Annotated in this window: 9 protein-coding genes and 1 riboswitch; of the genes, 3 read left to right on the top strand and 6 right to left on the bottom strand. The window is 55.0% G+C overall.

Annotated elements, in window-relative coordinates:
• The first annotated feature begins 135 nt into the window (after positions 1-135).
• Positions 136-240: riboswitch (ZMP/ZTP riboswitch) on the top strand.
• A gap of 92 nt (positions 241-332) precedes the next feature.
• The gene (gene purH, locus ABF463_RS01320; protein ID WP_415531730.1) at positions 333-1,883 is read left to right on the top strand and encodes a bifunctional phosphoribosylaminoimidazolecarboxamide formyltransferase/IMP cyclohydrolase; all 1,551 of its coding nucleotides are present in this window, start codon (positions 333-335) and stop codon (positions 1,881-1,883) included.
• Between the two features lie 324 nt (positions 1,884-2,207).
• Positions 2,208-3,467, top strand: a complete 1,260-nt coding sequence (gene purD, locus ABF463_RS01315) for a phosphoribosylamine--glycine ligase (RefSeq protein WP_415531729.1) — start codon at positions 2,208-2,210, stop codon at positions 3,465-3,467.
• Between the two features lie 210 nt (positions 3,468-3,677).
• Here purD and ABF463_RS01310 read toward each other — a convergent pair whose 3' ends face one another.
• Positions 3,678-4,385 (bottom strand): helix-turn-helix domain-containing protein, encoded by a 708-nt coding sequence (locus ABF463_RS01310; protein ID WP_415531728.1) that lies wholly within the window; start codon positions 4,383-4,385, stop codon positions 3,678-3,680.
• 149 nt (positions 4,386-4,534) lie between these two features.
• Between ABF463_RS01310 and ABF463_RS01305 the strand changes: the two genes are divergently transcribed.
• On the top strand, positions 4,535-5,215 hold the full coding sequence (locus ABF463_RS01305; protein WP_415531727.1) for a histidine phosphatase family protein: 681 nt from the start codon (positions 4,535-4,537) through the stop codon (positions 5,213-5,215).
• 80 nt (positions 5,216-5,295) lie between these two features.
• Here ABF463_RS01305 and ABF463_RS01300 read toward each other — a convergent pair whose 3' ends face one another.
• From ABF463_RS01300 to ABF463_RS01280, 5 genes are all read right to left on the bottom strand, one after another.
• The gene (locus ABF463_RS01300; RefSeq protein WP_415531726.1) at positions 5,296-5,463 is read right to left on the bottom strand and encodes a hypothetical protein; all 168 of its coding nucleotides are present in this window, start codon (positions 5,461-5,463) and stop codon (positions 5,296-5,298) included.
• 128 nt (positions 5,464-5,591) lie between these two features.
• Positions 5,592-7,697: an ATP-dependent DNA helicase RecG gene (recG, locus tag ABF463_RS01295; protein WP_415531725.1), complete on the bottom strand. Its 2,106-nt coding sequence runs from the start codon at positions 7,695-7,697 to the stop codon at positions 5,592-5,594.
• Positions 7,698-7,836: 139 nt separating this feature from the next.
• The gene (locus tag ABF463_RS01290; protein WP_415531724.1) at positions 7,837-9,441 is read right to left on the bottom strand and encodes a DAK2 domain-containing protein; all 1,605 of its coding nucleotides are present in this window, start codon (positions 9,439-9,441) and stop codon (positions 7,837-7,839) included.
• A gap of 78 nt (positions 9,442-9,519) precedes the next feature.
• Complete coding sequence (locus ABF463_RS01285; RefSeq protein WP_415531723.1) at positions 9,520-9,870, bottom strand: Asp23/Gls24 family envelope stress response protein; 351 nt, start codon at positions 9,868-9,870, stop codon at positions 9,520-9,522.
• A gap of 67 nt (positions 9,871-9,937) precedes the next feature.
• On the bottom strand, positions 9,938-11,530 hold the full coding sequence (locus ABF463_RS01280; protein WP_415531722.1) for an ABC transporter substrate-binding protein: 1,593 nt from the start codon (positions 11,528-11,530) through the stop codon (positions 9,938-9,940).
• Between the last annotated feature and the right edge of the window lie 201 nt (positions 11,531-11,731).

Genomic DNA, 11,731 nt, shown 5'->3' with positions numbered 1-11,731 from the left:
TATCAATAATATATCATATGGCAAGACGTTTGGGAAGTATTTCCGTGAAAATAATTGTCGCGGTTTTCCAACAAAATGCGTGCTGCTGTCCCGAATGGCTTGTTTTTTCAATGCCTTTTTGGTATACTATCCTTGAAAAGACCGTATGACTGGCGGAAGTGGATAAACCACACGGAGTACGGTTGGGTTACGGGGTTTTGCCCAATGGTAACGTGAATGCCGACCGCCTGGGCGTAGTGTTGAGCTATCCCCGGGCGGTTTTTATTTGCCTGGTCGTGGGCATGGGGTAGCCACGCGAGGGAACGGTGCTTTGCACACGATTGGAGGAAATTATGAAAAAACGCGCACTCATCAGTGTTTCAGACAAAACCGGCGTGGCGGCGTTCGCAAAAGCGCTGGAAGATCTCGGGTATGAAGTGGTGTCCACCGGCGGCACGGCGAAAGCATTGGCGGACGCTGGTGTGGCCGTGACCGGCATCAGCGATATCACCGGTTTTCCGGAATGCCTGGACGGGCGGGTCAAGACGCTGCATCCAAAGGTACACGCGGGTATCCTCGCCATACGCAGCAATGCCGAGCACATGCGTCAGATCAAGGAATTGGGTGTGACCCCCATCGACATTGTGGCCATCAACCTTTACCCGTTTAAAGAAACCATTTTGAAACCCGGCGTGTCGCTGGAGGAAGCCATTGAAAACATTGACATCGGCGGCCCGTCCATGATTCGCGGCGCAGCTAAAAACTGGCAGGATGTGGCGGTGGTCATCGACCCGACGGACTATGCTGTGGTGCTGGACGAGCTGCGTCAAAACGGGGCGGTCTCACGCGAGACAAAGTTCCGTCTGGCGGCCAAGGTCTTTGAGCACACCGCACAGTATGATGCGCTGATTGCTGATTATCTGAGAAAAGCACGCGGCGACCATAGTCTGCCGGACGCGCTTACCCTCACCTTTGAAAAACGGCAGGAGATGCGTTACGGTGAAAATCCGCACCAGCCTGCGGCATTTTACACCGAGGTAGGTGCGCCGTCAAACACCTTGGCGGCGGCAAAACAGCTGCACGGCAAGGAGCTCTCCTATAACAACATCAACGATGCAAACGGCGCGCTCGACCTGCTCAAGGAGTTTGGCGAGGCTGTCCCGACTGCCGTAGCGGTGAAACATGCAAACCCCTGCGGTGTGGCGACCGGCGCTACGCTGATGGAAGCCTATCAGCGTGCATATGAAGCCGACCCGGTTTCGATTTACGGCGGCATTGTGGCGCTCAACCGTGTGGTGGATGTCCCCACCGCAACCGAATTGGCGAAAATTTTTCTGGAAATTCTCATCGCGCCGGGATTTGAACCGGAAGCGCTGGCCATTTTGGAAAAGAAAAAGAACATCCGTCTGTTGGAACTGCCCGATCTCGCCAAGCCCAACGACCCGGAAACACTGGACATGCGCAAAGTAGTCGGCGGTCTGCTGGTGCAGAAACTCGACACGTTCCTGCTGGATGAAAATGACCTGAAATGCGTCACCAAGCGTCAGCCGACGCCGGAAGAACTGGACGAACTGCATTTTATCTGGCGGGTAGTCAAGCACACCAAATCGAACGGCATTGCCCTTTCGAAAAACCACCAGACGGTAGGCATCGGGCCGGGGCAGACCAACCGTATCACTGCGTTGGAGTTAGCCATCAAATACGGCGGCGAGCATGTCAAGGGCAGCGTGATGGGTTCGGACGCGTTCTTCCCATTCTCAGACTGTGTGGAGGCTGCACAGAAGGCAGGCATTACGGCCATCATTCAGCCGGGCGGCTCTATCCGCGATGAAGATTCCATCAAGGCTGCCGACGCGGCGGGCATTGCGATGGTTTTCACCGGTTACCGTCACTTCAAGCACTAAGGGGGCACAGCCCCTTTTTTATGTTCAGGTGAAGCGGGATGAAAATGCACACGCACAGCCTGAAAGGGGCACAGCCCCCTTTTTATGTTCAGGTGAAGCGGGATGAAAATGCACACGCACAGCCTGAAGGGGGCACAGCCCCTTTTTTATGTTCAGGTGAAGCGGGATGAAAATGCACACGCACAGCCTGAAAGGGGCACAGCCCCCTTTTTATGTTCAAGTGAAGCGGGATGAAAATACACACGCACAGCCTGAAAGGGGCGCAGCCCCGTGTTCAGGGTTTCTCGGCATTGCGATATGTACACACAGGGAGAGAAAACAATCATGGATTTGTTGGTCATCGGCGGCGGCGGACGCGAACACGCCGTTATTAAAAAGCTTAAGCAGAGCCCCCGCGCTGGCACGATTTATTGTGCGCCGGGCAATGGCGGCATCGCGGCGGATGCAACCTGCGTACCCCTCAAAGCCACCGATGTGGACGGTGTGCTGCGCTTTGCCCAAGAGCATAAGATTGAATTTGTGGTGGTAACGCCCGACGACCCGCTCGCCCTCGGTATGGTGGATGTACTGGAAGCGGCGGGTATCAAGGCATTTGGACCGCATCAGGCGGCGGCGGCTATTGAGAGCAGTAAGGTCTTTTCCAAAAATCTGATGCAAAAATACAACATTCCCACGGCGGATTATGCTGTGTTTGATACGCCTGCCGCCGCGCTGTCTGCCATCACCGCAAAAGGGAGTTATCCTGCCGTCATCAAAGCAGACGGGTTGGCGCTGGGCAAAGGCGTGGTCATCGCACAGGATGTAGATGAGGCGCGTGCCGCGCTCCATTCTATTATGGAGGATAAGATATTCGGCGCTTCGGGCAACCGGGTGGTGGTGGAGGAATTCCTCACTGGGCCGGAAGTCAGCGTTCTTGCCTTTACCGATGGAAAAACCATCTGCCCGATGGTTTCCTCCAAAGACCACAAGCGTGCGCTGGACGGCGATAGGGGCCCGAATACCGGCGGCATGGGCACGATTAGCCCCAATCCCTATTATACCGATGCAATTGCCGCGCAGTGCATGGAGACGATCTTCCAGCCGACCGTGCGCGCGATGAACGCCGAAGGCCGCCCGTTTAAAGGCTGCCTGTATTTTGGCCTGATGCTGACGCCGGATGGCCCCAAAGTGATTGAATATAACGCACGTTTCGGCGATCCCGAAACACAGGTGGTGTTGCCGCGCCTGCAAAGCGATTTGCTGGAGATTATGGAGGCCGTCGCGGATGAGCGGCTGGCCGACATGACCATTTGCTGGGACGACCGTGCCGCTGCCTGCGTGGTCGCGGCATCGGGCGGCTACCCGGGCAAATACGGAACGGGCAAAGCCATCACCGGTATTGCGGCGGCCGAGACGCACCCGGATGTTACGGTTTATCATGCAGGCACAAGGCTTGCGGATGGCGTGCTGGCCACGGCAGGTGGGCGTGTTCTGGGTGTGACGGCTTTAGGGGATACGCTTTCACAGGCATTGGATGCTGCGTATGCGGCACTTGGTGATATCCATTTTGATGGAATGCAGTACCGTACGGATATTGGGCGATAAAACGCGCTTCGGCTTTCTTTTTTGCATAAAGAACCGCCGCACGGCTTGCCGTGGCGGCGGTTTTTCTATACAATAAGGGTGGGGTTGCTTTTAGCCTTTGTTTCAGCGGCAATATCGTTCTGCGGCAGAAACGCTGCGGGAAGCAGAAAGCGTTCCGTACTGTTCACCTTGCAGGTTGGCCAGTTGCCATGATGTAAGCGGGAACTCGTGTTACAGGAAAGAAGAAAACTGTTTTTCCATAGTGTTTTCCACGTTTTTCACAAGATTTGTTAAGGAAGTGGAGAAAAGGGGATATTCCTGCGCGATCTTTTCCGGGCTGAGAGTTAACTTCTCTGCGTCTTTAAACGGTGCGACGCCTGGGCAGCTTTTTCCGTGCAAAATGTTGAACAACTGCATTTTATCCAAAACCATTGCTGCGGAGGTCAACTGCGTAAACTGGCTTTTATTGATAGCAAACAGTCCATCCGGGTTTTTGTTGTTTGCATGATAAAGACCACGAAAAACAGTATAAACCGCAAGAAACAGGAAATCGGAGGCGACCACAGTCAGTTCACGGCTGCCGGCGCATTGGAGCATATCGTATACGATATTGAGCGAGTTTTCCATCAGCTTTTTATTGAGGGTGGGAAGAAGACTTCCCCGAAACTTGTTGTCCTTGCCGGCGGCGTCTGGCTCCGGCAGATCTTCCACCGAAAGCATGACGCCGGTTCGGTCCGGAGAACGTCCAAGCAGATAATCGCAGGACACACCATAGAAGTCTGCCGCGCGTACGACAAATTCCAACCCGCATTCCCGGATACCTTTTTCATAATGTGAAAGCAATGCTTGGGAAATCCCCAGTTCCCCGGCAGCTTTTTTCTGACTGATGCCCATTTCTTTGCGCAAAAGCGTTAGGACGCGTGGAAAGTCTTTATTCATGTCGCCGCTCCTTTATATAACATACAGTATAATTATAGTAGCATGTGAGACTGTTGTAAAGCAAATGGACGAAATCGGGGTTGTCGAAAATACACGAATAATAGCACATAACTTATACAGTTCGCACGAGAGAGGAGCATTCGATTCATATGAAGGCCTATCATTTGTATTTAATTCGCCACGGTATGACACAAGGAAACGACGAGGGGCGGTATATCGGCGCTACCGATCAGCCGTTAAGTAAACGCGGTGAGGAGGAATTGAAAAAACTCGCCCAAAACGCCGATTATCCTTATGCAGATGTTTTTTTTACCAGTCCATTGCAGCGTTGTGTGCGCACATTGGAGATACTCTATCCCGGCGCAAAGCCGCAGGTCGTGCCTGATCTGCGCGAATGCAATTTTGGGGCATATGAAAACAAGTCTATGGAGGATCTCAAAGACGATCCTTCCTATCAGGCGTGGGTGGCAGCGAAAGGGAAAAGCACGCCGCCGGACGGTGAACCGGTGGAATCATTTCAAAAGCGCTGCTGCACCGCGTTCGCCGGCATTGTAGACCAGCTGTTGCGCACAGGTTCCACCCACGCCGTGGTCTGCGCCCACGGCGGCACAATCATGTTTATTTTGGCGGCATTTGGCTACCCTAACCGCCCGTTTTACCATTGGATGACCGGTAACGGACAAGGCTACGAAATCGTCATTACCCCACAGCTTTGGATGAGTGCGCAGGCATTCGACATTGCCGCCCCCATCCCTGAAAATGCACCGCAAAATAATTTGGCGGGTCTGCGGGGGGTAATGGACGCTTTTGAAGACAACCGGCAAGAGTGAGCGGCTGGTGCGGGATAATCCTGATATGCATTCAAAAATCCCCCGTGCGCCATCTTGAAATGGCGGGCGGGGGATTTGCTTTAATTTTTAGCGCCATGGTCGTCTATGGTCTGCTGCGCCTTTTGCACCATGTTGTGAAAGGTTTTCATTTGTCTATGCGTTTGATTGGGATGTGCGGTATTGTCCTGGGCGGAGCTGTGCCCCGGCTGGAACTCCGGTCCGCCTCCTCGAAATGGGCGTGCTTCCATGTGGCAGCCCTCCTGTTTTTACTATAAATTTGTCATCTGTCGACGACAAATTTAGTTTTCCCACACATTGGCGCTGCATACATGTGGGAGCAAAAACAGAATTTTTTGTTTTGAAAAGGATTGCGCCGTTAATTGAATACGATACCGCTGTCGGCAAACAGCGCATTTACAGCTTTGCGTAGCCCCGCATGTTCGCTCCGGGACAGCGCGGGATCTTTTTGGAGTAAGGTGTCGGCGGCGCGGCACGCTTCCCGCAAGATGTTCATATCGCCTATCAGGTCGGCAATCGTGAGTGCGGGCAGACCGTGCTGTCTTTTTCCAAAGAAGTCGCCCGGACCGCGCAGTTTCAGGTCCTGCTCCGCAATGGCGAATCCATCGGTGGTTTTACAGAGGGTCTGGAGCCGTTTGCGTGTCAGTGTGTCCTCCGCGTCGGAAATTAAAATGCAATGCGACTGCGCAGCGCCGCGCCCTACCCGGCCGCGCAGCTGATGCAATTGTGACAAACCGAACCGTTCGGCATTTTCCACCACCATGACCGTGGCGTTCGGCACGTCCACGCCCACCTCGATGACGGTGGTGGACACCAGCAGTTTGCATTCTCCGGATGCAAATGCCCGCATGACCTGCTCTTTTTCACGCGGCGGCATTTTTCCATGCAGCAGGCCTACCGGCATCCCCGCAAATGTGCTCGCCGCCAGTTTCTCCCGCAGCTGCACGGCGGCTGCCAATCCGCTCTCGTCGGACTCAACCAGCGGGCAGACGACATATGCCTGTAACCCCTGCTCCAACTGGGCGCGCAGAAACCGGTAGATGCGGGTGTGCATTTTGCTTCCCACCAGATACGTTTTAATCGGCCGCCGGCCCGCAGGCAATTCATCGAGCACCGATACATCTAAATCGCCGTAGACCATCAGCGAAAGTGTACGCGGAATGGGCGTTGCCGACATAATGAGCATATGCGGGGCGGACTGCGCTGTGCCTGTCGTCTGCGTTTCCGGGAGTGTATCGGAATCGACGGCGGGTCCGCTCCCGCCTTTGGCTGCCAGCGCCGCCCGCTGTGCCACGCCGAATCGGTGCTGTTCATCGGTGATGACCAATCCCAGACGGTGGAATGTCACATCCCGCTGGAGCAGGGCGTGGGTGCCGACTGCCAGATGCACCGAACCATCCGCCAATGCGGCTTTGATTTCCTTTTTTTTTGTGGCAGGCAGGCCGCCGGTAAGCAGACCCACCTGCAGGCCGCTGGGCGCAAGCAGCTTTTTTAGATTTTGTGCATGTTGGGAGGCGAGGATCTCCGTGGGTGCCATCAATGCCGCTTGCAGGCCGTTGGCGTGTGCCAGTACGCAGAGTGCCGCCGCCACCAGCGTTTTGCCTGACCCCACATCGCCCTCAATCAGCCGGTTCATCGGCACGGCACACTCCATGTCGGCGGAGGCTTGCGCAATGGCACGGCGTTGCGCGTTGGTAGGCGCATAGGGTAAGGACGCAAAAAACGGGGTAAAGTCATACGCAGGCAAACAACGAAGCGCATTGTTGCCGGTCTGACGATGGCGCAGTAATCCCATCCCCAGCAACAGCGCCAACAATTCTCCGAACACCAGACGACGGCGTGCGGCGGTAAGCGCCTGTGTATCTTTTGGAAAATGAATGTTTTGCAGCGCATAATCCACAGGGCACAAGTGATGTTCCGCCCGTAAATCGTTGGGCACTGGATCGGAGACGGCATGTGCTTCCATCAAATGCAGTGCCTCCCGCACGGCATCCGCCACCGCGCGAGAGGATAGCCCCGCTGTCGCTGCGTAGACAGGGCGCAGACCGGGATTGCGATCGGCAGGCACACATTCCGGTGCTGTCATTGTTTTCTTGAACGCCGTGCCGCTCACGTGCCCATACAGGAAGTAAGGCATCCCCTCTTTCAGCAGATCTGCGGCGTACTTGTTGTTAAAGAAAACGACCTCCAGTATGCCGCTGTCATCTGCCGTGCGCACTTTGCAGAGCAACATGCCGCTGCGCGCCTGCGTCACCTGTGCAGGTGCCATTACCACCACGCGAACGCAGCACACTTCTCCAAGCTGAACCTGTGCGATCGGGACAGGTGTGGTAAAGTCTTCATATCCTCGCGGGTAAGTGTGCAGCAAATCGCGTACCGTGCGCACACGCAATTTCGCAAACAGCGCCGCCCGTTTGGGACCTATGCCGCGCAGGGTCTGCATATCCCGCGCCAGTTCCTCCATGCGTATCCTCCGTGATAACAAAAAGCGGCAGGGCTGTTCACCCGCCGCGCATTTTTCTGAAAACCGTACTGCCCTTATTGGCAGCAGCCCCCGCCGGATTGGCCGGGGTATTGATCATACGGCAGTACCCATTACGTGGTCATTCAACGGATAGAATAAAACTGTAGACCGGCTGCCCGCCGTTGATGACATTGACTTCGGCCTGCGGAAACCGCCCCGCAATTTCTGCGCGTACCGTTTCAGCCTGTGTCGCACTGGCGCCGTCCCCGTATAGGATGGTGATGAATGTTGTGGATTTGTCTGCCATGTCCCGCAGCAGTTTGACCGTGGCGTGCACTGCATTGCTGTCGGTAAAGGCAACACGGCCCTCTTTTAAGGCAAGTATCTCATCCTTGTGAATACGTTTGCCGTCAAATTCAGTGTCCCGCGCGGCGTATGTGACAAGCCCGGTGCGCACCTTATTGTAGGCGGATTCCATCGTCAACAGGTTTTGGTCGGCATCCGCGTCGGGCTGATAGGCCAGCATGGCAGTCATCCCCTGAGGGATGGTTTTGGTGTGAAGCACACGGGCCTTGCCGGCGGAAAGAGCCGCTGCCTGTTCAGCCGCCATCAGGATGTTCTTATTGTTTGGCAGGACAAAAACAGTTTGCGCGCCCACGCTCTCCACCGCTTTCAGAATGTCCTCGGTGCTGGGATTCATTGTCTGCCCACCCTCGACCACTGCGTTCACGCCCAGATCGCGGAAAACGTCCACCACGCCTTTTCCGGAAGCTACCGTGACGAATCCGATCGACTCTAACGGCGTTCCGGCGGCCTTTTCACGGTGCTGCTCATGCATATTGTCGATTTTTAGATCGGTTAGGAATCCGAAGGTCAGCGCTTCTTCAAGGGCTCTTCCAGGGTGGTCGGTATGACAATGAACTTTAATGAAATCCATATCTTCAGCTACCAGCACGCAATCTCCTATCGATTCGAGGAATGCGCGCAGTGCGAGCGGATCTTTGCTTTCGCCGCCTTTGTATTTGTTGATGATGAATTCCGTGCAATAGGTGAATGCGCTTTCATCCTCGGCCTCGCCCACGGCATCGTTGCGCACGGGTGCAGACGTTTCGGGAATGACGATAGCAGATTTGCCTTCAAGTGTGTCCAGCATGGCGGAAAGGATGATGACCAACCCTTGTCCGCCGGAATCCACTACACCCGCCTTTTTCAGCACGGGCAGCATGTCGGGTGTGCGAGAAAGGGTGTCCTTTGCCTGCTCCACCGTTGCCAAAAAGACAGCATGGGCGTCCTCGCCGCTGTTTGCACTGGCGGCGGCAGCAACAGAGGCCTCACGTGCTACCGTGAGGATAGTGCCCTCTGCGGGTTTCATCACAGCTTTATATGCCGCGTCTACACCGCCCTGCATTGCGGCAGCCCAATCGGCACCGTCTGCTTCTTCTCTGTCTTTAAGCGCGAGCGCCATGCCTCGTACCAGCAGGGAAAGAATGACGCCGGAATTGCCGCGCGCACCGCGCAGCAGGGCTGTCGCGGCGGCCTGCGCCACTTCGCTCACATTGCCGTCTACAGAGGTAAGCGCGTGCGCGCACGCGCCCATGGTGCGGGACATGTTCGAACCGGTGTCGCCGTCTGGAACGGGGAAGACATTCAGCGTGTTCACCTGCTCGGCCTGTGCCGCGATGGCCTGCGCCGCCGACTGGAACATCTGTTTGAGCATCACTCCAGTGATGGTGTGATTTTCCATGTTGATTGCCACCTTTTTTGCTTGATACAGGACGTTCGCCCTTGTACACCGACCGGGCCCATTTATGACGCAGACCGGTCAGTCGGCCTTCATGCCGTCCACATAAACGTTCACGCTTTCCACCGGAAGGCCGGTTGCGTCCTCAATGGTATATTTTACTTTTTTGATGATACTTTTCACAATCTCCGCAATATTCACACCATAGGTCACGATGATGTGCAGATCAATGACAAGTTCACGGCCGTTGGCGGTAACCAGAACACCATGGTCAATCTTTTTGCGTCCGAAGAACGAGGCGATGCCTTGTGCGGCGTTGCCCGGCGCCATGCCGGAAACGCCATAGCAGGATGAAACCGCATTGCCTATCAACGTACTGTAATATTCATTGCTCACATCCACGATGCCATCGGGGGTTTCCAGAATAATCAAGTCTGTTCCACTCCTTTACACCGGCGCGGATTTTGTCGCCGGACAGTCCAATCGGTCGGTCGGTCATTTAGTAATGCCAGCCGGCGATTCCATAAAATACGTTTTGTGTGGTGGGCGTCACGCTGCCGGACAGTCCGGGCGTATAAGTCACCGTGCCGGTCTTGAAGCACAGCGGGATGAAGGGCATCTCACTGGAAAAAGCGGCGGTGAGCGCACTCAGAGGTCCGCCGGCCCGCCATGCGTTAAAAGCGGAGAGGGAAGAGCTGTTTGCGGGCACACCGTAAGCCGCCGCTCCGCCAGGGACCAGCAGTGGGGACAAATCCATATCCGCTGTCAATGATAGATTGCCGAGATACAGGTCATAATTTCCGGCCTGTAGTGCTGCGGTATATGCGGCGAAGGGCTGCGCGTTGATATTGATGCCTATTCCCACTTTGTAGAGCGAGACCTTGATCTGGTTGGCGGCCGCCGTCATTTGCTGATCTCCGCTGTTGACCAGTAAAGTGAGCTGTAAAGGATTCGCTCCTCCCGCTTTGGTGGCGATGCCGCTGATATCCTGCAATGTATAGCCTGCGGCTGTCAATTCTGTTCCGGCTTTGTCCAATTGCGTGTTCAGATCTGCTGCGGCGGGTTTGGTGCCGCCCGCCCAGTCCGGGTTATAAGGCAGATCGGTGGGAAGCGCCTGGGCTGAGAATGCATCTGTACTCAGGGACTGCCGGTCAAGTGTGAACGAAATAGCCTTGCGCACATGGGTGTCCGCTGTAAGGGCGTGTGCGGAATTGACACCTATGAAGACCATGCGGTTGAGGTTCACTGTTTTGCTGTCCAGATTGGCAGTGGGTACGGCACCGTTTCCGTAGTCTGTATATAGGTAGTTGATTTCCCCAATCTTCAAACTGCCTAACACGGCGTCAGTGCTCAGCATATTGACCAGCGCAATGGCCTGAAAACCAAACGTACCGCCGCCGTACCAGCCCTTGTTGACAGAGAGTGTTCCGCTGAACTGGCTGGTGGAAAATGTATACGGCCCGCTGCCAACAGGCGGCGTTCGGGTGACTGCACCGCTGCCGGATTTTACGATAGGTACATCCAGCAAATTTTCCACCAGTGCGTCCGGCGCGGCAAGCGTAAAGACCACGGTATTGCTTCCCTGTTGGTTTACAGCGGCGATGTTGCTGACATTGCCATGAAAATAAGACGAGGGGGTATTCTTTGCCAGGTTGTAACTGTAAACGACATCCGCCGCCGTCAGCATCGACCCGTCGGTAAACTTGACGCCGCCGCGCAGCTGTATCGTAACAGTGGTGCCGCTGTTGGTAATGGAAGAGGCCAAGCCTTTTTGCGCCGTAAAGGTCGTATCCGGTTGTGAGAGACAGTCATACAGCAGCGGCCAGAGAGTGAGGTTGATCATACAGCCGGTGGTCAGCGGATTCATGTCCTGTGCGAAGACCACTGGCAGACTGAACGTGGTGGGCCTTGTGGCTACTCGCGATGCGGCAGAGGAGATTTGCGAAGATGTCATGCGAGAAGCAACAGAAGACGCCGTCTTTGATGAGGAAGATGAAGATGCGCTGCGCGATGGGTGTGCGGCGCATCCGGCGAGCGTGAATGACAAAAGCAAAGCCATAAAGCGGTAAACCCAGTGTTTGTTGTGTTTCAAAAAAGGATAGCCCCCTTTGCAGGGTGTCGGTGTTTTCTACGGGAAGGACAGATCATTTTTCTGCTAATATCATAACACGTTCCGCGCATGGCGTAAAGCATGGGATAGCAATGCGTTCTTTAAAATAAAACGCTGCCGGATTTTCAATAAAAAACGGAGCGAAACCAATCTGGTTTCGCTCCGTCGAGTCCACCTTACAGT

The organism is Ethanoligenens sp., from assembly GCF_047718355.1.
In the GTDB taxonomy this organism is placed as follows: domain Bacteria; phylum Bacillota; class Clostridia; order Oscillospirales; family Ethanoligenentaceae; genus Ethanoligenens.
The sequence above is the reverse complement of the archived record's forward strand: the minus strand, read 5'-3'. Positions and strand labels throughout refer to the sequence as shown.

Excerpts from the sequence above, each read along its gene's own strand:
- purH (WP_415531730.1), top strand. The coding sequence starts at position 333 with ATGAAAAAACGCGCACTCATCAGTGTTTCAGACAAAACCGGCGTGGCG.
- recG (WP_415531725.1), bottom strand. The coding sequence starts at position 7,697 with ATGGAGGAACTGGCGCGGGATATGCAGACCCTGCGCGGCATAGGTCCC.
- ABF463_RS01290 (WP_415531724.1), bottom strand. The coding sequence starts at position 9,441 with ATGGAAAATCACACCATCACTGGAGTGATGCTCAAACAGATGTTCCAG.
- ABF463_RS01300 (WP_415531726.1), bottom strand. The coding sequence starts at position 5,463 with ATGGAAGCACGCCCATTTCGAGGAGGCGGACCGGAGTTCCAGCCGGGG.
- ABF463_RS01305 (WP_415531727.1), top strand. The coding sequence starts at position 4,535 with ATGAAGGCCTATCATTTGTATTTAATTCGCCACGGTATGACACAAGGA.
- purD (WP_415531729.1), top strand. The coding sequence starts at position 2,208 with ATGGATTTGTTGGTCATCGGCGGCGGCGGACGCGAACACGCCGTTATT.
- ABF463_RS01310 (WP_415531728.1), bottom strand. The coding sequence starts at position 4,385 with ATGAATAAAGACTTTCCACGCGTCCTAACGCTTTTGCGCAAAGAAATG.